The following is a 20,746-nucleotide window of genomic DNA, read 5'->3' on the forward strand; positions in this document are numbered from 1 at the left end:
GGTGACCTTTCGCAGCTGACGCGGGAAGGTCCCGCGTACAGAGCGACTAGCGCGGCAGTGGGGCACCATCGGGTCGTCTCCAGTGCGTGCCTTCTGGCGGGCGCGGGCACATCACCATGGCGAGGGGTGATGCCAGTGGAACCACGCGGTGCCGGCGCGAGGAGCCCGTCAGGCGATGTGGCGAAGTGCGGACAGTCCGTTAGCCACGAAGCCTCGGTAGGTCACGACCCCGACGACGTCGCCTGTCTTAGGCGCCCGCACCACCATTCCCCGCCCGATGTACATGCCGACGTGTCCCGGTGCAGCGAGTGGGCCGAGGCTGCCTGGCGTCATGACGAGGTCGCCCGGTTGGAGCTGCGCCTGAGTCGTCGCGGTTCCATCGCGCAATTGAGTGGAGACGACGCGGCTGATTGACACACCCGCATGTCCCCATGCCTGCTGCATGAGTCCTGAGCAGTCGAAGCCCTTAGGCCCCGTGCCACCCCAGATGTAGGGCTTCCCCACTTGAGCAAGCGCGTAGGTAACGGCTGCTCGTGCCCGGACAGTGGCTGCGGGGATTGTGAAGTCGGGCGACAGCCCCTGCCTACCTCTGCTTCCCAGGGGCATGGGAGTGTCGCGGCCGGCGCCGCAGTCCAAGCCGGACGCGTCAGTGTGGATGGTGGAGACGAGTGCTGTCGCCTCAGGGAGGTGCGCCAGATAGTTTCCGCCCATCGTGTCCGACCACCCGTTGCTGGCTGACGCGTGTCCCGTGAATGCTGATCGTTGGACGAGCTGTGCCACCACGTGCGGCGGCAGGGAGTCCCAAGCGCGGACCTTGAGGAGTGCGTCGAGGAACAGGTTGGTGGAGGCGACAGGATCCATGCGCTGGGCTGCACTCCCCCACCCGGGGCGCTGCTGGAACAGACCCAGCGAGTCGTGGTCGCTCCCCACACCCTGGTGCGGATAGGCGGCCCCGTCAGGATCGTTGGGATTGCTAAGGACCAGCAGGTTGGACTCGGTGATGGCAACCGTCAGCGCCACCACCTGGGCGCGGCCGCCCCCTCGGGACGCGGCGGTCCCCGCGATGGTCCGTGCGTTCACGGCTTGTGCGTCGGAGAGGCCAGCGACTGGGCCACTGGTGACGCACGGCGGCAACGGGTCTCCCGCGGGCGCGACGGTCACCGCCGCTGCCAACCCGAGTACCGACCCTGCAAGCAGGAGCAGGATGCCAGTGATACCCACAACGGCACGGGTCATCGTCATGCTGGGTCGACTCCGGCCGTGGGGCACCATCTGCCGTGGCGAGGTGCGTGCCTGCGCGCCGGAGTTGCATTGTCGGCCGCTTCGGGCACCCTGTTGTCATCTGGGCAGAAGTCGGAGGACGAGCCATGGGGCTTCGATCGAGGTTCAGCCCTACGGGGGCTCTACCCCTAGAGCTCGACGACGCACGTGCACTCGCCCTCGAGTTGGCAGGCCTCAAACCGCGGCCCTTCGACATCGACACGATGGTCGACGGTGTGGTCCTCGGGATTGGAGAACATCCTTTGCGCCGTGTAGGCCTATGGCTTCGAATGCGTACCGAGGGCAACTGGTCCGAGCCGGCCTGGGCCAGTGTCATCGTCACGGATGGTCGGCTCGTCGCGCGCATGCCCGCGGGCGACCTGGTCTCGCTGTGGTGGGGGTCGATCATGGGGTTCGACGTCGACCTGGAGGAGCAGCGCGTCATTCTCGACTACGGGGATGCAACGCCGCGCCTCGTCTCAGGCCCACAGGTGTCGATCGTCGCGGTCGCCGGAGTAGCGCTGTTGTACGGGGTCCCGGCGCTGGCCACCCACGCGGCTCTGAGTCCGGTGCGCGCCTGACGTCCGCTTGCCTCGCCCTGTCGCTGTCGCCCCAACCGCTGCCGCTCAAGGGTGCGCAGTTGCCGACGGACGTACCTCAGGTGTTGCGTGGAGGGCGGCTCCCCGTCGACGTACAGCCGGAGAAACCCTGGCCACCCGGAGGGCGAACCCGCAAACAGGCGGTGGATCGCACGCCGCTCAGCGGGTTCGTAGCCGAGTTGGTCGAGCATCCGCCGGGTGCATGCCCTCGAGTTGCCGCCGGCGGACTTCGCGGTAACGGTAACCAGCGGGTCCGCGGCGCCGCGTTGCCGAGCCGACTCGAGCCGAGAGAGGAAGATCTCGAAGGCTGGCCGCAATCTCAGGGTCTCCGCCTCGTTCCGGGTAATCCCAAAGCCGCGCAGCCACAGTTCGAAAGGCTCGTTCATCAGACGGCCTCGTCCGCGTCCAGCGGCAAGAACCCCAGAGGGCATCCGGGAGGCACCCCGGTCAGGCCGTGCAGAGCGTCACCTTGGGCTCGACGGGCCGACCCCAACCGGCCGCGCGTCGCCTCTCCCCTGAGCCGAATGAAGAGTTCGAGCGGCTGCATCTGCCGAGCCGCATCCTCGTGCCCGAGTAGCCACGACATCGCCGCAAGGAGCTCATCAGTGGCGTACTCCCTGTCCACGGGAACCGCAGTCGTGGAGCCCAGGGGGACGACGTAGACCACACCCCGCGTACAGACGGAACTTTCGACAGCCAGCCACAGCGCGTCCCTCTCCCGGCTCGCCCGCGGCAGCGTCGGGCAGTTGGCGAGGGCATCGGCGATGGTCGCTGCCGCCGCGATCGAGCGATTCGGATGTTCCCGACCGGCAGAGCGCCGGGAAGCACGGGAAGCGTCTGGTGCGGTGTCGTTCGGGGTGTGGCGCATGGCGTGCTCCCGTCCTTGTCGTCCCCATCGAGAACCCATAGGACCGGTTATCCACAGGACGCCAACACCGCCTCGCGGAACGTTTTGGGACGTCCTACATTTGGCGAGATGTCCCGGACGTCCTAGGGGGAGCCGTGACGAACGAAAGACTCAGGGCCGCGATCGTCAGCAGCCCGGACACCGTCGAGTCGTTGAGCGCGCGCGTGGGCCTTGATCCGAAGACGATCGAGCGCTGGGTATCTACGGATCGACTTCCGCACAGGGGCAATCGTCATCGCGTCGCCCAGGCGCTGGGCGCCGACGAGCTCTACCTTTGGCCGAAGGCGCTGTCCGAGAGCAGGACGCAGTCCGCCACTGCCGCGGAGATCATCGGCCAGTACCCAAGCCGCGGATCCGTGCCCAGTGACACCTGGCGCCAGCTGATCCGCGCTTCGGTGAAGGAGGTGTCACTGCTTGCCTTCGCTGCGAGTTTCCTGCACGACACCCTCCCGGATTTCGACGACTTGCTGGCCCAGCGAGCGTTATCCGGAGTGCGGGTACGGTTGCTCTTCGGCGACCCTGCGTCGGAGGCTGTCGCGGTCCGTGGCGTGGAGGAGCAGATCGGAAGCTCGCTCGCCGACAGGTGCAGGCTTAGCTGGAAGTACCTCTCGTCGATCCTCGACGTGCCAGGAATCGAAGGTCGTCGCCACGGGTGCACGCTGTACGCGTCGATCTTCCGGTTCGACGACGACCTCTTGGCGAACCACCACCTGTTTGGCGCGCCGGCGAACCACTCACCGGTGGCTCACCTTCGCCGTGTGGATGGCGGGCGGCTCTTCGACGTCCACATGGCGTCCTTCGAACGGGTTTGGGAGCTCGGCCAGGCGGTGACGGGGGAGGACCTCGCGTAGCCTCGAAGAATGGGACGGATCGACTACATCGATGACCCCAACGCACCGGAGGCGAACTCGGTCGTGCCGTCGGTCGTGGCAATCGTCCAGGATGCCGCCGGTCGCGTGCTCCTCATTCACAAGACAGATAACAACCTCTGGGCCCTGCCTGGGGGCGGCCACGAGATAGGGGAGTCCATCGTCGACACCGTGGTTCGCGAGGTGAAGGAGGAGACCGGGTACGACGTCGAGGTCGTGGCGCTCACCGGGACCTACACCAACCCTCGGCACGTCATGGCGTATGACGACGGCGAGGTCCGCCAGCAGTTCTCCCTGGCTTTCCGGGCGAGGCTCACGGGAGGGTCCGCGCGGACCAGCTCGGAGAGCAGCGAGGTCGTTTGGTCTGATCCGAGCGACCTCGACGACCTCGACATGCACCCGTCAATGAGGCTCCGCATCGAGCACGCCCTAGAGGGCCGAGAGACCCCAGCCCTCGGCTAGGCCGAGTGCGCCGATGGCGCGCCTGCACGCCAGCTCGAGGTGGGGGCGCGAACGTCGCACTGCGGTGTGCACCGGGTGGCCCTCTGGGTAGCGGGCCAAGATCTCACCGAGGCGCTCACTGATCCTGGACTCCGTGCCGTCGGGTGCGACTGTGAGGTCGCACAGTGTCAGTGCGTCCAGCAGCTCCCGTGGCGGGTCGGGAAACTTGTCGAGAGCCTCGACGAGGTGCCGCTCCTCAGCCTCGAAGGCGGCGCCGGTGTGTCGAGCAACCAGACTGCAGATGACGGGAGGCCAGCCCTCCCGCCGCAAGAAGAGGGCTCCGTCGATGGCGTGCATCCCGGTGTCTCGGAGCTGGTCGGCGTAGCCGATGTCATGGAGCCAGGCCGCGTTGATGACGTCCTCGGAGACATCGAGTTCCTCCGCTCTCGCAGCCACACCTTGGACGTGAGCCCATCGAGAACCGTGGCCGCCGAGGAGGGACCGGGCGCGCTCTTCCGCGGAGGGCTTCGCAGCCGCCGCCTCGTTCCACATTCGTCGCTCCAGCATCGAGACCCAGGGTCGCGCGCTGAGCCAGTTGGTGTGCCGCCAGCGACAAGAGTGGAGAGGCCCCCTCGGATCGGAGGCTGAGCGCGGCCGCACCAGGTAGCCAGAGGCCCAGCGCGGTGTGTCACGTCCCAACTGCTCGACGAACCGTACGGCGAAGGTCTGCTTTGGGAACACCCGACAACAACGCAGCCCGATCCACGCCGCTTGTCTCCACGAGCGCGCGAAGCGTGCCCTCCACAGCGGCATCCGACGAGTCGACCGCGACCTGCAGCTGCTCGCGACGCCGCTTCGCGGCCGCCCATGCCTTCATGGCAAGGGCCTCGGCCCGCTGAGCGTTCAGCAGTCGCCTGCGTGCGTCCTCGTCGATTGCGTGCCTGACCATGGGTGCCTCCCGAGTTGTCGAGAAGGTACATCCGCCGCGGGGGTCACCATGAGCACGAAGTCCCAGGCCCGCCGGCACCGCCGCTGTCATCGATCGAAGTTCGAAAGCAGGTCGTAACCGCGGGCGGGCCCAGGACCCGACACCCCCGTCGCGGCAGGCGTTCGTTCCTCACTACAGCACGGGCCTAGGCCCAACCTGAAGCCGCACTCCCAGTTAGCGACCAGCAGCCCGCCAGGTACCGGCAATCAAGGTCGCGCCACACGTCTGGCACCAAGGTGTCGAAGGTGGTCGCCGACGGTGCCCCGACGGATCAGTCATCGTCGCGTGACCATGTCAATCCGCCGCATGACGCTGGGTGCCGGGTACCGCTACTTGATGTCTTCGGTCGCGCGAGCTGACGAGGCGAATCGCGCGGCCGGGCTGACGGCGTACTACGCCATGACCGGGACACCGCCGGGCTGGTTCCTGGGCGCTGGCTTGGCCGGTCTGGGCGCCGATGAAGGCGTCCAGGCGGGCTCGCTCGTGAGTGAAGCTCAGCTGTGGCGGATGCTAGGGATGCTCCAGGACCCGGTGACCGGCCAGCAGCTCGGGCGACCGCCTACCGGTGCAGGGATGGTCTTCGTCGACCATCTTGGCCGGGTGCGTCGGGCGAGGGCTTCGGTGGCGGGGTTCGACCTCACCTTCTCGGTCCCCAAGAGCGTGTCGGTGGCGTGGGCGCTCGCGGACGACCCCACACGTGCGCGCATCCACGCGGCGCACCGACGCGCGTTGCAGGCGGTGATCGGGTATGCCGAGTCGCAAGTATTCGCCACCCGAACCGGGCATGCAGGAGCAGTCTCCGAGGACGTGCGTGGCGTGGTCGCAACGGCGTTTGACCATTGGGACTCCCGCGCCGGCGATCCGCAGTTGCACACGCACGTCGTGGTCCTCAACCGGGTCCAGTCAGCGATGGACGGCAAATGGCGGACCCTGGACTCAAAGGCGTTGTTCCGAGCCGTGGTCGGTCTGTCCGAGCTGTACAACGGCCTCCTTGCCGATGAACTCACCCGCGATCTGGGGTGGGCTTGGGTGCCCCAGAAGCGGGCCCGTTCGGCGGAGCCAAAGTGGGAAGTCGACGGGGTCAGTAGGGAACTACGGGAGGAGTTCTCGCAACGATCGAGCGTGATAGAGCGCGCCAAAGACGAGCTCGTCGAGGCGTTCATCGCCTCTCGGGGCGGGCAACCCACCGCTCGCGAGATCATTACCCTCCGGCAACAGGCCACCCTGGCAACCCGCGAGGCCAAGCAGTTCAAGCCTTTGGCCGAACTCATCCACGGCTGGCGCGACCGCGCCAGCGAGTTCGTTGGCGACGACGAGCAGCCGTGGGTCGCTCGCCTGGCTGGACGGCAAGCTCAGAAGCTTGTCACTGCCCACGACCTCGAGGACCGGATCCTCGCCGACGCCGCATCGCTGGTGCTGGCGAAGGTCGCCGACAAGAGGGCCACCTTCACGCGTGCAAACCTGCTCGCCGAAGCGCACCGGCAGCTGCACGGAGTTCGGTTCGCCACCCCGGCAGATCGCATCGACGTGGGCGAGCGTACGGCCACGCTCGCCGCGGAACGGGCGGTCATGCTCACCCCCGTCGAGGCGCTGTATGCGCCGAGCTACTTGCGCCGGCCGGACGGGTCGAGCATGCTGCGGGCCCGCAATAGCGAGATCTTCGCCACCGCCGAGCTCCTTGACGCCGAGGGTCGCCTGCTCATCGCTGGTCAGGCCAGCGATGCCCCCGCCGTAACCATGCCCGTCGCTAACCGTTTGGGGCGCATGGTCGTACCCGGCCAGCAGCACGTCCTCTCCGCGGAGCAGGCCCATGCCGTGGCCGCCGTCGTGACCTCCGGTCGGCGGCTCGACGTGCTTGTGGGTGCCGCAGGCACCGGTAAGTCGACGACCATGGCCGGACTCCGGGCGGCGTGGGAGGCCGAGCACGGGCCCTGGTCGGTGGTCGGATTGGCGCCATCTGCGGCCGCGGCGGATGTCCTCGCCGACGCAGTCGGTGTACCCACCGAAAACACCTCCAAGTGGATCAGCGAAAACCGTTCCCTCCCGGAGCGGGAAGCGCGGTTGCGGGAGTATGCCGCGCGCCTGTCCAACGCGTACCCCTCGCCAGCTACCCGGCAACTCCAGCTGGCGGCACGTGCGGAGTTGGCGGCATACCGGCGTTGGGCTCTGCGGTCGGGGCAACTGGTGATCGTCGACGAGGCGTCCATGGCCGCTACCAAAGACCTGGACCACATAACCGCCGCCGCCACGGCGGCGGGTGCGAAGGTGTTGCTCGTCGGTGACTGGGCGCAGCTATCGCCGGTGCAGGCCGGGGGCGCATTCAAGCTGCTCGTCGACTCGGCAGGGTCGGACGTCGCGACCCTCTACGACGTGCGCCGGTTCAGGGACAAGTGGGAGCGCGAAGCGACGCTGCGGCTGCGGGTCGGCGACGGCACGGTTGCCGGTGAGTACGTCTCCCATGGTCGTGTCGAGTCCGGCCAGCGCGGGGACATGCTGGACCTGTTGTTCGAGGCTTGGTTGACTGATCGGCTCGCCGGGCGTGCCTCGCTCATGGCCGCCGCCGACGCGGACACCGTGGACGAACTCAACGCCCGCGCGCACGCGTGGCGAGTGCGGGCCGGGGAGGTCGCGCCAGAGGGCGTACGGTGCGGCGACGGGACGGTCATCGGAGTCGGGGACGTGGTCGTAACCCGGCTCAACTTGCGTGCCCTGACGACCGGGCACGGGTGGGTCAAGAACGGCGACGACTGGGTCGTCACCGCCACCGGAGATGAAGGCTCGCTACGCGTGACCCGACCAGGTGGATCCGCTGCTGTGGTACTGCCTGCGGACTATGTTCGCGATCACGTCGAACTCGGGTACGCATCTACCGCGCACCGGGCACAGGGTCGGACGGTAGACACGGCGCACGCGTACGTGAACGCGACTACGCTGCGCGAACCGTTGTACGTCATGGCGAGTAGGGGGCGGGAGTCGAACCGGCTCTACGTCGACACCGCGCACGAACCTGACTCCGCCACCGCCCACGGTGAGGTCGAGTCGGAAGAGCCGGTCCAGGTCCTCCAGAACGTCATCGCCACCAGCGGCGTCGACCTCGCCGCCCATGCGGTCCGCGGTGAAGAGCAGGCGCGTGCAAGGCGGCCTTGGTGGGCCATGGCCGAGCCGACCAGCGCACGTCACGACACCGAAACTCAGATGTCCCGGGGGTCACTGCTGAGGACTTCGCCTCCCTCGACGAGTTGACACGAGGCCAGTGGGACGGGCTCCACGACGCGCTCGAACCCGTTCGTGCGCTCGTCTCAGGGCCGACTGCGATCATCCCCGCCCGCTCGTACAAGGCGCATCTGGACACCCCGCACTCAGTGCTCGCACGCGCGTACGCACGGCGCAAGTGGTGTCCGCGGGAAAGGCAGATCACCGGAATGCCGTCGCCCGCAGCGGCGTCTCGGTCGCGGGCGAGATCTGAACCGCCGCACTTCTCGCACGACACCAGTGACATGAGGGAACTCTGGCACGGCCTGCAAGGAGGTGCCACTGTGAGCTGCTCATCAGGGGACCACTCGGGTCGCTCGACATCTTCTTCGGCCCGAGGCCGCAGTTGCGGGCTTGCGATGGTGCTGTCGGCCCCGCCCCGGCATGTGACGTGGACATCGGACTCCGTGAAGCGGGGCTGACAGGGCCAGCCGCTAGCGTGTGGCCTGAGCGGCGAGGGAGGTGACTTGGGGCGGATGGGTGTCGTGCACGTGAAGTCGGAGGCAGAAGCACGCGCGCTCGCGGCCCGGCTCAACTCCAGTGCCCGCAACAGGCCGGTCGTCGTCATCAGCACGGCCGCGGGGCAGAGCGACCCGTACGTGAACCAGGAAGACGTCGTGTCGACCCTCGGCAACCTCGCCGAGGTGCACGTCATCCCGACCGGAGACGTGTCTTGGGCCTTCTCCGACGCCATGCCGCCCATGACGCAGGTGTACGGCGGGGCCAGCCGGGTGTACCCGGTCGACCTCGAGTGGACGACCCAGCCGTCCCGGTCCCCACTCCGGTTCGCCTACGGGGTCAAGGACCGCGAGAGGGTGACGGACCTTCTCATCAGTGACGCGATGGCCATGGCGCTCGCGGCCGGTCTGCTCGGCACCCCCACACCCCGGGCCACCGTCGATGCTGCAGGGCACGGTCATGGGGGTGATCGGTTCACGGGCGCTGGTGACCACTGGCCGAGGCGTCGTCACCATCTGGCCGGAACTGACCGTCGCCGATGTCGAGGCTGACAGGCTCTTCTCGAAGGGCATGCAGGTCCGGGGTCGACTCGACCCGGCCCACCGACGACTCGATGTGCGCGACTCGCTGGTTCCGACTGATGAACTCCTCGTCGCCTACCAGCCTGGGGCCGCCGTCCTCGCCAAGGTGACGCGGCTGGACGCGGGTGGCTGCCACGTCGAACTCGTCCCGGGTACCCGCGTCTTCGTTAAGGCTGAGGATGCCAGCGCCACCCCCGGCGTTCCACTGACGGCGCTCATGACGGTCGGCGAGACGGTCATCGCCACTGTCGTGAAGGTGGGGGAGCCGGAGGGCAAGGGCTGGCGCCTCACTCTCATCGACGTAGACCATGATGCCGAGCCGCTGGCGGCCGCACTCCTGACTGGCGGGCCGCCGTGGCTGACCAGGGTGGCAGTCGAGGCGCCGGACTCCGCCGAAGACAGGGCTGAGGCCGCGGTCGCCACCCCGTCACCGTCGCCCGTCGAGACGTCGACAGTTCCGACCCTGCTGTCGGCCGACCCTGCGGAGGTTGCCGCCCTTCAGTCCGAGCGAGACGCGTTCCTCAATGAGCTTGAGGTCGTCCGTGCCAGAGTGGAGCGACTGGAGCGATCCCGCGAACAGCTTCGGCGCCAAGCTCGGGAGGCCGGCAATGATGCAGAGCGTCGTCGCCGCGAGGTGCAGTCCCTGACGGAGGAACTGGGCCGGGCGGCGAACGATGCGAATCTGTTTGGCGACCCGAGGGAGCAGCTCGAGTTCGACGTTCGGCTCGCGTGGGCGCGTCGCGTTCCTGCCGCCGAAAAGGTGGCATTGCCTCTGGCGAGATACGAGGTCGGCCCGAGGTTCTTCGAGTCCTGGCAGTCGACGGAGGGCATCGACCGGCAGAAGGTGGTGGAGGTCCTCGTGGAGATCCTCACCGGCAGGGTCCACCAGCTGGCGGGCCGCGAAACGCATCAGCTCCGGAGGTCCGACGGCGGCAATGCCGCCTATGTGACTCGCCCGGACGGGTCGACTTGTTGGCGGGTAGCCCTGCAGGTCAACGCTCCTCAAGCCAGACGCCTGCACTATTGGCAGCGGGCCGACGGAAGTGTCGAGCTGTCGAGCGTCCGCCAGCATGATGATTTACGACCATGAGGAGCTCCCGCTGGCAGTGCGTCGGAAGGGGAACCGTACGTCGCCGCGCGACTGTCGGTGGTCTCGCCTAGGGTCGAAATCATGACAACGGCACTCATCTACGGCGAATCGCCCTATGGCTACCTGACCATCGTCCCCGAGGGCGCGATCGAGGAGGCCACGTCCGAGATCCGCCGTGTCCTGTCGCTGTCCACGTACGGCGAGGCGCGTGCCGCAGACGCACCAGGCGCCGATGACGATGAGATTGCGGACGACGAGCACTACGACGTTCGCGAGCTCGGTTTCGTCGCGGACGGTGACTGGCCACCGAACGCCGGGATGCTGGCGCTTGAGAAGCTGCCGGCCGACGTCCGCGAACGGCTGACGCCCGAGCGCAGCATGGTCGGCCAGGAGTGGGTCGAGTTCTCGGAGGACGATGTGGAGCGCGTCGTCCATGACCTCACCGCAGCCGGATATGAATTGCGGCGTGACGACGCCGCCATCGACGCCTTCGATCGCATCCTCGAAGACTGAGGTGGCTGCCTGGGAAGGTGGCAGTCTAGGGGCGTGCTGACGTTGAGCGTGGCCATCGCCTACTGGCCCCCTTCGGCACTTCACCCCGCTACTCTCACCCGAGTCGGCGTCTAGGCATGTCCTCCGGCCAGATCAGACAGCGGCGGTTCCATCGACGTCTGAGATGGTGGGTTCAGTGGGGACTCGGCGTAGGCCGCCCATCCCGCCGGGTGCACACGACTGGAGGTCGGATGTCAGGTCATGTCTTCGTCGTCCACGGCAAGATCGAGCAGCTGACGCACGATGCCGCGGTTATTCCAGTGGATGGCAGCCTGTCGTTCAACCGTATCTGGGAACCTTTGCTCGGACAGCCGTGGCCGACAGCGCCCTCGACGTGGTCGAAGGGATGGGGGCGCATCGATGGTGCCGAGCAGTGGTTGGTCCAGGTTGCCGACGGTGACTACTCCCTGGTTCTGGAGCGGCTCTCGAGCGCAGTGGATGATGTCGCTTCTCAACGACTCACGCCAAAAGGAGGCCGGGAGCGGCCGCTGGTGGCCCTGCCGGTTCTCGGCATAGGGCGGGGTGGTCATCGCCATGAACAAGGGCGCGTGCTGAAACTGCTGGTAGATCATCTTCATGGCCTCGCGGAGTCGACCGGGCTCGACTTTGCCATCGTCACCCCGGAGGCATCTGTCTTCGCGGCGGCACAGTATGTCCGTCGAACCCGTGCCGTCTCGCAGGGCATCGACCGCGTGGCCACGGACATTGGCAACCGGGCACGAAGAGACGAGTTGGCCCTCTTCCTCGGGGCGGGCACGAGCATGCCTGCCGGCCTGCCGTCCTGGAAGGAGCTCGTCGAACAGCTCGCTGCAGAGGTTCCCGGTGCGGACTCCGAGGCGTTCCGGGCTCTGGGTGCCACCGACCAGGCCGAGCTCATCCAAGCCACCGCGGGCAAGACCTTCCAGCAACAAGTCGCAGACATCGTCCGGACTGCGCCGCGCCCGGCACTCCTGCATGGACTCCTTGCCGGTCTTGGTGTGCGCAACGCGGTGACGACGAACTACGACCGCTTCTATGAACGGGCGGTGGAAGCCTCCGAGCGGTCCATGGAGAGCGTCCTACCGTGGGCATCCGCCGTTGGTTCCGAGCGCTGGGCTCTCAAGCTCCATGGAGACGTGGAGCGCCCCGACAGCATCGTCCTCACACGGCGTCACATGGTGACGTACGACGCCCAGAACCGGCCGTCTGCAGCGCTACTCCAGTCCGTGCTCCTGACCAAGCACCTTCTCGTCGTCGGAACGTCTCTCACCGACGACAACGTCTTGCGGCTCGCACATGAGGTGCAGGCCTACCGCGACCACCACCGCCCCGACAGCCATGATCGGTTCGGCACACAGCTCGATGCGTCGGAGGGGGGTGATCGGCTGCGTGCTCGCTTGTGGGACGGGCAGCTCGAGTGGATCTACCTCGGCGATCTCGGCACCGACTCGCCGCGGCGTGCCCTGGAGCTGGTTCTCGATCGAGCAGGCACCTATGCGACTCGTGACGCTTCCTGGCTGCTCGACAGGCGGTTTGCGGGGTTACTGGGTGAAGACGCCGACCGCGAGCTGGCCGATCAGGCCCGCGAACTGGTCCGAGCCGCACGCAGCAGGGATTCGGGCACCTGGGGTCCTCTTGTCGAAGGCCTCGACCAGTTGGGCGCCCGGCACGAGTAGTGAACTACCAGCTCACCAGCCGGGGTAGCGGGTCAACCAATGCCGGTCTCTCGGAGTCTCGTAGTCGCTGCCGCCGGGGGAGTCCGTCAACTCGAGGACGGCATCGCGCGCCAAGGTGTCGAGCACCCACGCGAGCTCGTGCCGGCTGACGAGGTCGACGGGCAGCTGGGAAGCCCCATGGCTGGCGCCGAGGAGTGCTCCTGTCACCGCCCCGACCGAGTCGCCGTCGGGCGCCTGCGCCGCGAAAGCCAAGGCCTCGGTGAACTGGTGGGGGTGGGGGTAGGTCGACGCGACGTACATGCCACCGAGCAGCGCCGACCTCGAGGTCTTGTCGGGGGCGATCTCACGAAGTCGTGGCAGAGACCCCTTGCCGTACTCGAGGCCCAACACGGCGAGGTACTGGTTAGACACCGATGTAGGCAAACCGAGGTGGTGGGTCGCGTTGGCCCCCTCGTGGAGACCGTCCTGGGCGTCGTCGCACCGAATGCAATGTGCGGCAACCGCGATGCCGGCGGCGGTGACCCCCAGGCCGACGGGGCTCCCGTGGCTCAGGGCGGTCACTCGGCGAGCCAGGTCGACTGCCTGGTCGGTGCGACCCTGGAAGGCCAGCACGGCCAAAGGCAGCACGCGTGTCAGGCCCTGGCAGCCCATGCTCTGGTTGGTCGGTCGCTCCGGGGTGCCGGGGTGGCCCGACTGCAGCGCGGTGACCGTGCTCGGCGAGCTGCCTCGCCGCTCACGCAGGGCCGAGACGTCCTTGAGCCATCCATCCGCCTCACCGGCCATCGCCGCGTCGCTGACGGTGGGAGCGATCGAGATGCCCTGGCCCTTTGCCCACCGGCGGTAGGCCTGCCAGATGACGTCGGGAGGGCTGCAGATGCCCTTGTGCGACATCCGCACCATGGCCCGGATCAGCCCTTCGGTCGTGAACGCCGCGAGCTGGGTCGAGACGCCGGCCCTGATGACGCGGCTCGGGTGCGGGTGCAGCCCGCGTCCGAACGACTCGCCGAGCGCCAGGCCAAGCATCATTCCTCGGATGCCGTTCTCCCACGACTCCACCTCGGCCCGGTCGATGTTCATCGCGCAACCTCGGTCATCGGTGCCATGTCAGGGTCCCTTCGTCGCGGTGGGTACTTCGGTTCCAAGAGCGGTTCGCCACAGGAGCCCAGCGCCGCGGATCCTCGGTAAGGCGCGCTTCAGGTCCGCTTCGGCAACATGCCGGGGGATGCCGCGGCGCACGGCGTACCGAGCCGCCACGCTGGGCGCTCGCTGCTGGGCAGCCACGCAGTGCACGAGCACCCGCTTGCCTTCGGACCGGAACGACTCAATGGTTGCGGCCGCGTCGTCGAGCACGGCATCGAGGTGGGGGTTGTCCTCGGGCCGCTCGGAGTCGAGCAGCCACATCTCGACGTGGTCCCCCGGTCTGACGCCGGCGGCGGGCGCGTCGTCGGTGCCCAGCCGGCAGAGCGACACCACGGCATCCACGCCGAGCTCTCGGGTGCGTGCCAGGTCCGCCATGGTGCCGATGAGGACCTCACGGTCATGAGGATGAGGGACCGCGAGCGCCCGCTGCGCATCCCCCTGACCGGCGTACGGCATCCGACCCGTGGCCGGCCATCGGCGGTCGTCGAGCCCCCCGCGGGCCGTACCCACGGCGAGGCGAACCAGGTCGCGAGCCCGGATGCCGGGCCATCCGTGAACGATGCGCCGCCACTCGGCTGGGACCGAGGAGGCGCCGTGCAATGCGCCGAGGAGGCCGCCGGCGATCGCGGCCACGGTGTCGGTGTCGTCCCCAGCGAGGACGGCCCCGTTGAGGCCGGCACGGACCGCGCGTGGCCCGTCGTAGGACCGGTTCGCCCGGACGACGGCTGCCAGCGCAGCCTGGAGTGCCACGACGGTGAACCCGTTGTGGGAGTGCCGTTTCGGCTCAGGGTCATCGATCGCGTCGCGCACCCACTGTGCCCACTGACCACGTCGCTCGGTGGGCAGCAGACTCAGGGTGCCCCAGGCGTCGATCTCGCCAGTTAGGACCGCGCGTCGCACGAGCTCGCTCCAGATGACGCAGGAGTCCCCGGCGAGCGGATCGGCGTGCGTCAGCTCGGCGATGGCACGCGCGTTGTGGGCCGTGGCGTCGCGGTTGGTGAGAGCGCTCAGCCCCACGATCGCCGTGCGCATAAGCGCACCGTTGCCCGCTGCTCGCCCCGTGCGTTCGTACAGCTCGGATGCCGAGTCGGTCATCACCGCGTGGAGGGGGCCGCCGCCGGGGCCGCCGAGCGTCGTAGTGATCACGTGACGCGTCTGTGTGCCCACATCGGTGGCGCCGCCGTCGAACCAGTCGAGGAAGGCAGCGGCCACCTGGTCGAGTGCGTCCGGGGCACCGAGGTCGGCGCCGGTCGCCGCGACGCGAGCGATGCACACGGCCATCTGCGTGTCGTCGCTCCATTCGCCGGGCGCGTACGGCCCCAGGCCGCCTCCACGCATCTCCGGGTCACTGACCGGAGGAGCCGAGAACTCGTAGGGGACGCCGAGGGCATCTCCGCACGCCTGCCCCAGCAGCACCCCGGCAGTACGGTCCGTCTGTCGCGTCGTCAACTCCATGGCGACCTCCGTCGTGATAAATTGTCCTAGAGACAAGATATGTTCCACCATCACAATTGTCAACACGACAAGAAGAGGTCCCAGTGAGCGCCACGAAGTATGTGAGCGACTTCCCGATCTTCAGCGTGACCGCCGACCTTGTCGTGCTGACGATTCGGGACGACAGGTTGTGCGTGCTGTTGGTGAAGCGTGGTGGGGCTCCTTTCAAGGGTGGGATGGCCCTACCGGGGGGCTTCGTGCAGGCGAGCGAGGACATCGAGCGGGCCGCCTACAGGGAGCTCGAGGAGGAGGCGGGCCTGAAGCCCGAGGACGTCGTCCTCGAGCAGTTGCGCACTTACGGTGCGGCCGATCGTGATCCGCGGGGTCGGGTGGTGACCGTGGCCTGGGTGGTTCTCACGGCCGATGCGCCGGAACCGACAGCGGGGTCCGACGCCGCCGACGCCATGTGGCTGCCGGTGGATGAGGTCCTCGGGGGTTCGCCGGTGTCCTTGGCGTTCGACCACGCCCAGATCCTGGCGGACGGCATCGAGCGGGCGCGGAGCAAGCTTGAGTACACGGGTCTGGCCGCAGCCTTCTGTCCGCCGGAGTTCACGGTTGCGGAGTTGCGCCGGGTATACGAGATCGTGTGGGGCGTCGACACTCTCGACCCCGGAAACTTCCACCGCAAGGTCATGGCCATCGAGGGCTTCCTGCGGGAGACGGGGAACATGAAGAAGGAGGCCCGAGGCAGGCCCTCCCGCACCTATGTGGCAGAGAGCGGTGTTCCTCTGCATCCACCGATGAGGCGAGACCGCCGCTGAGGCGTGCGGCGGGGCCGACTCACTGCGTCGGCGTAGGCAGGATTTCACGTGCCGAGCACCGCGGGGCATCGTCACCGACACCGCCCGAGGGGACATCGGGTTCGGGCGTCTGGGGAACCAAGAGTTCGTCCAGCACAGTCGGTACGGCAGCCGACGTCCAAGCCGCAGTCACTCCTGCGGCTGCGCGGAACGAACGGTGGTCGCAGGTCCCTCAGGTGCTCGAGCCGGTCGTCAGGAGCTGGACGAGCACTTTAGCGAATGCGTGCCGCACGCCCTCGTGTGGCAACTAGTTCTGCTCCAAGGCACCTTTCACTGCGCGAACGGACTCTTCGATCACCTCGTGCTCCCACGCTCGCACCACAGTCCAACCCAGGCCTGCGAGGTGACGGTCGGTGTCGGCATCGCGGCTCTGGGTGCGGGCGATCTTCCATTCCCACCACTCGCGGTTGGTAGAGGGGATCCTGCAGTGGTCGGGGCAACCGTGCCAGAAGCAGCCGTCGACGAAGATGGCGACCTTGCGGCGGGGGAAGGCGATGTCGATCCGTCGGCGGGGAAGCCCCGGCACGGGCGACTGCACGCGGTACCGATACCCCCGCGCATGGAGGGCGCGCCGAAGCTCCATCTCCGGCCTGGTGTCCCGCCGGGCAAGCGCCGACATGCGCGCACTGAACTCCGGGCCAGGTCTCACTCTTCCAGGCTCGGTCGTCCAACGCTGGACAGGAGTCATGCCCCTGGAAAGACCTCGCGGATGACTGATATTAGCTCGCGTGCCCCTGCCTCATCCAGCTGGATGGACTGGCTGACCGTGCCCTGGTCTTGTCGCTGCTCTGAGCCGTAGGTGTCCAGTTGCAGGACTCGCTGCCCATCGCGCTGGGAGACCTTCCACCCGCACGAGCAGGTTGAGTGGTTGCGTGCCGACGGCCCGCTGTGTGATGCGAAGAAGTCCGTGATGAAGGCCATGGTCGTTCTTACCACTCGTGCCACGTCGAAGGCCCGGCCAGCGGTCATCTCTCCAGGGTGCAAGAGGGCTGTGACCCGTCGCTCTGTCCGTGGTTGCGCCTAAGCTGGTGCGTCGAGACCGGCGACGGGTGTCGGTCCGTTCGCACCTGGCAGAGAGGGCTTAGATTGCCAAGCGTGAGTTTTGACTTCGTGGACCTGTTCTCAGGGGTAGGAGGGTTCCACGGTGCCTTGTCCGCCATGGGTGGCACGGGGGTGTTGGCCTCCGAGATCGACCCGTTCGCGGCGGAGGTCTACGACCTGAACTGGGGTCTGAAGCCGGAAGGCGACGTGGTCGAAGTAGCCGCGCAAGCGGAGGTGCTCGTGCCCGAGCACGCCTTGTTGGCGGGGGGATTCCCTTGCCAGCCATTTAGCAAGGGTGGGCACCAGCGCGGGATGTCCGAGATTCGTGGACAGATGGTGAACGAGATCCTGAAGATCCTTGCGGTTCGCAAACCGGCGGTGGTCTTCCTCGAAAATGTTCGCAACCTGGCCGGCCCACGACAGCGGCCCGTCTGGAACGCCGTGATTCAAGGCCTCCGTGAAGCGGGATACCGCGTGCCATCCGAGCCCGCGGTATTCAGTCCGCATCTGCTGCCGCCCCAGTTTGGGGGCTCGCCACAGAATCGTGAGCGGGTCTACATCCTGGGCACGTACGTCGGGGTGGAACGAGCGCGCCGCGAGACCGACGTGGAGCCGGTGTTGCTCGCCAAACCTGTAGCGGGATGGGACCCAGGTCGATGGAGTATCGCCGACGACGTGCTGCAGGCGGGCGTCGAGGGGGCAGGTGTTTACTCTCTGCAGCCCGATGAGCTGGAGTGGGTCCGCGTGTGGAACGACTTCCTGCAAACCGTCCGTCCGGCCAAGTTGCCCGGCTTCCCGATGTGGTCGGGGTACTGGCACGCAGACGCATCTGTAGATCAGGCTGCTCCGGAGTGGAAACAGGTCTTCGAGCGGAAGAACATCACCTTCTATCGCGACCACAGGATGGCCATTGACCGCTGGCTGAGGCGAAACCCGCAGTTGCGGTCGTTCCCAGCCAGCAGGCAAAAGTTGGAGTGGCAGGCCGGTGACGGGCCGGTCCGTGACCTCACCAAGTGCCTGCTCCATTTCCGTCCCTCGGGGATCCGCGCGAAGCAGCCCACCTACGCACCGGCCTTGGTCGCGATGGCACAGACTCCGGTCTACGGGCCGCTGGGTCGACGTCTGACTCCGCGAGAGACGGCCCGCCTCCAGGGCTTCCCAGACTGGTTTGACTTCGGCGACCAGCCAGACGCGAAGTCCTACAAGCAGATGGGTAACGCCATCCACATTGGCGCCGCCTACTACGCACTCAAGCGTCACGTCGCGGCCAATCACAAGGACATCGCCCGAGCCGAGGGCGGGGCAGAACTGGTAGCGGCTGTGACGAACAGCCCTCAATACCCGGAAGTCAGGCCAAAACACGCCTGAGCAGGCAGACTCGAGCGAATGGATCTGGAAAGCCTGTTCGGTCTTAGCCCGTCGCACCAGGAGCGGCTCCAGTGGTTCCTGGACCGAGCCGGGGCTGTCACGGGTTGGCCGACGCAACTCTCTGACGGCTCGTTCCTGGTCACCAGACCAAAAGGAATCTTCAAGCCTCGGGACCTGTCGTACGCCCTCAGCATCCGGATACAGGCGAGCAGTCCCTACGCCGATGGGGAGGTCCACCATCGTGGCGACGGGAGCTGGTACTTCGCCTACCACCAGGAAGGCGAAGATCCCGACCTGAGGGATCGCGAGTACGCGAACGTTGGGCTCGTCGAGTGCATGAAGTCCGGTGTTCCCGTCGGTGTCCTTCGACAGGTCGACAAGTACCCGCCGAAGCCGGTCAAGTACGACGTTCTCGGTCTGGCCGTCCCCGTCTGGTGGGAGGACGGCTACTTCTTCCTCGAAGGGCTACCCCCATCAGGCCTGCTCAGGGACATCGATCTACCTGAGGTCCGACGGGTCATCCGGGAAGCCGCCACGTCCGCGAAGCATGCCGCCCGCGCGGCCCAAGACGCACAACCGGACCAGACGGACGCTGTCGCACCCCACGATTACCCTGACCGTAGGAGCCCGGCGTCGGTGGACGTCGAGCGGGTCGAACTACCACTAGGACACAACGCGATGAGTGACGCCGTCAGCATTCGTCCGGGCGTAGCCATGCTCGGGCTCTTTCCGCACATGAAGTACGAGCCCTGGTACGCACTCGGTGAGCTCGTCGACAACGGCATCCAGAGCTACCTCTCGAATCGCGACCGCCTTCGAGACGCCGAGCCTGACTATCGCCTGCGCATCGAGATCGAGATCGACAAGACGCAGGGGGGCACCATCGTCGTCCGGGACAACGCCGCCGGCATCGCGCACGGCGACTGGCACCGCGCCTTCCTGGTCGCCGAGCCGCCGACGGACGCCACCGGTCTGAGCCAGTTCGGCGTGGGGATGAAAGCAGCCTGTTGCTGGTTCGCCAAGAACTGGTCGCTGCGAACCAGCCACCTGGGCGAGGAGATCATCCGATCCGTCAGCTTCGACATCCCCGAGATCGTCGCCACGCGCGACGAGACCCTCGCGGTCATCGATGAGCCCACCGACTGGCGGACGCACTTCACCGAGATCCGTATGAGCAATCTCTACCGGACTCCACAGACCAAGACTCAGGCGAAGATCAAGGAGTACCTCGGCGCCATCTACCGCCAGTTCCTTCGCAACGGCGACGTCGAGCTGCTCTTCAACGGCGATCCCATCACCTTTCAGGAGCACCCCGTTCTCACGGCGCCGCTGTGGAGCGATCCCGGAGGGGAGCCCATTACCTGGCGCAAGGACGTCGACCTACGACTGGACTCCGGTCGTCGCGTCAAGGGCTTCGTCTCGATTCGCGAGAAGGGCGCGACGCGCTCGGCTGGGCTCGCGCTCTTCTACCGCAACAAGGTCGTGACGGGCGCGGGCGAGGACACCTACCGACCTGAGGAGATCTTCGGGCGTTCTAACGACTTCCGCTCGCAACGTGTGTTTGGCGAGCTGCACATGGACGACTTCAACGTCACGTACACGAAGGACGCGCTCGTTTGGTACGACGAGGAGGAGGAGTTCATCGAGGCGCTGCGCGTTGAGCTCGAGGCTGCGCCGAAGCCACTGCTTCGTCAGGCCAAGGAGTACCGGTCGCGGCAGGTGGACCCTGCACCCACGGACCTCACAGGCGAGATGATCCGAGGGATCGCTGAGGCGCTCAGGTCTGGTTCCGTCATCACCGACATCCACGATCCCCTCATCGAGATGGACGTGGAGGACCCCTACCTCCACGGCGAGTCGCAGGAGACCGATGCCGGGAACGTGCCTAACAAGCAGCCGTCATCGGACGAGGTCGTGCAGGTTGATCAGGACCTCGACCTCGCGGTCCTCGGCGAGGTGTGGCGCGTCGAGCTCCGACTGGTGAGCGACGAGGGCAACTCCAACTGGCTCAGCGTGCTGCCTGACCAGAGCGGCGCCGAGCCAAGGCTTACCCTCACCGTCAACCAGGCACATCCGTTCATGCGTGCGTATTGCGAGCTGCCGGGCCAGGAGCTGGAACCCGTCTGGCGCGTGGCGGTCGCTCTCGGGCTGGGCCAGGAGCTTGCCCGCCGCAGCGGTGCCAAACAACCGGGACTCGTGACGATGCACGTCAACAACCTGCTGCGCGACATCCTCTCAAAGAAGGTGTGA

15 protein-coding genes are annotated in these 20,746 nt (G+C 67.1%); 10 read left to right on the forward strand and 5 right to left on the reverse strand.

Going from position 1 to position 20,746, the window contains the following annotated elements; all coding sequences use genetic code 11:
- Nucleotides 1-168 precede the first annotated feature (168 nt).
- On the reverse strand, nucleotides 169-1,242 hold the full coding sequence (locus ACOJV7_RS07500) for a C40 family peptidase (protein ID WP_420189509.1): 1,074 nt from the start codon (nucleotides 1,240-1,242) through the stop codon (nucleotides 169-171).
- Nucleotides 1,243-1,550: 308 nt separating this feature from the next.
- On the opposite strand from ACOJV7_RS07500, the gene ACOJV7_RS07505 reads away from it, so the two are divergent.
- The 3 genes from ACOJV7_RS07505 to ACOJV7_RS07515 all read left to right on the forward strand — a co-directional run bounded on the left by ACOJV7_RS07505 (nucleotide 1,551) and on the right by ACOJV7_RS07515 (nucleotide 4,097).
- Nucleotides 1,551-1,841 (forward strand): hypothetical protein, encoded by a 291-nt coding sequence (locus ACOJV7_RS07505; RefSeq protein ID WP_420189510.1) that lies wholly within the window; start codon nucleotides 1,551-1,553, stop codon nucleotides 1,839-1,841.
- A 1,020-nt stretch (nucleotides 1,842-2,861) separates the two neighbouring features.
- Nucleotides 2,862-3,617, forward strand: coding sequence for a helix-turn-helix domain-containing protein (locus ACOJV7_RS07510; protein ID WP_420189511.1), 756 nt, complete (start codon nucleotides 2,862-2,864; stop codon nucleotides 3,615-3,617).
- Nucleotides 3,618-3,626: 9 nt separating this feature from the next.
- Entirely contained in the window at nucleotides 3,627-4,097 is a 471-nt protein-coding gene (locus ACOJV7_RS07515) for an NUDIX hydrolase (RefSeq protein ID WP_420189512.1), read from the forward strand.
- Here ACOJV7_RS07515 and ACOJV7_RS07520 read toward each other — a convergent pair.
- Nucleotides 4,065-4,643, reverse strand: coding sequence for an HD domain-containing protein (locus ACOJV7_RS07520; RefSeq protein WP_420189513.1), 579 nt, complete (start codon nucleotides 4,641-4,643; stop codon nucleotides 4,065-4,067). The genes ACOJV7_RS07515 and ACOJV7_RS07520 overlap by 33 nt on opposite strands.
- Nucleotides 4,644-5,355: 712 nt before the next feature.
- Here ACOJV7_RS07520 and mobF point away from each other — a divergent pair.
- From mobF to ACOJV7_RS07540, 4 genes are all read left to right on the forward strand, one after another.
- Nucleotides 5,356-8,307: a MobF family relaxase gene (gene mobF / locus ACOJV7_RS07525; RefSeq protein ID WP_420190386.1), complete on the forward strand. Its 2,952-nt coding sequence runs from the start codon at nucleotides 5,356-5,358 to the stop codon at nucleotides 8,305-8,307.
- Nucleotides 8,308-9,240: 933 nt separating this feature from the next.
- A complete protein-coding gene (locus ACOJV7_RS07530) occupies nucleotides 9,241-10,446 on the forward strand; it encodes a hypothetical protein (protein ID WP_420189514.1) in 1,206 nt (401 codons plus the stop codon).
- 81 nt (nucleotides 10,447-10,527) lie between these two features.
- Nucleotides 10,528-10,959 (forward strand): hypothetical protein, encoded by a 432-nt coding sequence (locus ACOJV7_RS07535; RefSeq protein ID WP_420189515.1) that lies wholly within the window; start codon nucleotides 10,528-10,530, stop codon nucleotides 10,957-10,959.
- Between the two features lie 230 nt (nucleotides 10,960-11,189).
- Nucleotides 11,190-12,653 (forward strand): SIR2 family protein, encoded by a 1,464-nt coding sequence (locus ACOJV7_RS07540; RefSeq protein WP_420189516.1) that lies wholly within the window; start codon nucleotides 11,190-11,192, stop codon nucleotides 12,651-12,653.
- Nucleotides 12,654-12,665: 12 nt separating this feature from the next.
- On the opposite strand, the gene ACOJV7_RS07545 is transcribed toward ACOJV7_RS07540, so the two are convergent.
- Together ACOJV7_RS07545 and ACOJV7_RS07550 are read right to left on the reverse strand one after the other, a co-directional pair.
- Complete coding sequence (locus tag ACOJV7_RS07545; RefSeq protein ID WP_420189517.1) at nucleotides 12,666-13,730, reverse strand: ADP-ribosylglycohydrolase family protein; 1,065 nt, start codon at nucleotides 13,728-13,730, stop codon at nucleotides 12,666-12,668.
- Nucleotides 13,731-13,757: 27 nt separating this feature from the next.
- Complete coding sequence (locus ACOJV7_RS07550) at nucleotides 13,758-15,314, reverse strand: ADP-ribosylglycohydrolase family protein (RefSeq protein ID WP_420189518.1); 1,557 nt, start codon at nucleotides 15,312-15,314, stop codon at nucleotides 13,758-13,760.
- Nucleotides 15,315-15,331: 17 nt separating this feature from the next.
- Here ACOJV7_RS07550 and ACOJV7_RS07555 point away from each other — a divergent pair, with 17 nt between their 5' ends.
- A complete protein-coding gene (locus tag ACOJV7_RS07555; RefSeq protein WP_420189519.1) occupies nucleotides 15,332-16,048 on the forward strand; it encodes an NUDIX hydrolase in 717 nt (238 codons plus the stop codon).
- 286 nt (nucleotides 16,049-16,334) lie between these two features.
- On the opposite strand, the gene ACOJV7_RS07560 is transcribed toward ACOJV7_RS07555, so the two are convergent.
- Nucleotides 16,335-16,706 carry a very short patch repair endonuclease gene (locus ACOJV7_RS07560; RefSeq protein WP_420189520.1) on the reverse strand — a complete coding sequence of 124 codons (372 nt, stop codon included), beginning with the start codon at nucleotides 16,704-16,706 and terminating at the stop codon, nucleotides 16,335-16,337.
- A gap of 476 nt (nucleotides 16,707-17,182) precedes the next feature.
- Between ACOJV7_RS07560 and dcm the strand changes: the two genes are divergently transcribed.
- Nucleotides 17,183-18,496, forward strand: coding sequence for a DNA (cytosine-5-)-methyltransferase (dcm, locus tag ACOJV7_RS07565; RefSeq protein ID WP_420189521.1), 1,314 nt, complete (start codon nucleotides 17,183-17,185; stop codon nucleotides 18,494-18,496).
- A gap of 18 nt (nucleotides 18,497-18,514) precedes the next feature.
- Nucleotides 18,515-20,746, forward strand: coding sequence for an ATP-binding protein (locus tag ACOJV7_RS07570; RefSeq protein WP_420189522.1), 2,232 nt, complete (start codon nucleotides 18,515-18,517; stop codon nucleotides 20,744-20,746).

Origin of the sequence: Knoellia tibetensis (assembly GCF_048606415.1) — a bacterium.
Lineage (GTDB): Bacteria > Actinomycetota > Actinomycetes > Actinomycetales > Dermatophilaceae > Knoellia > Knoellia tibetensis.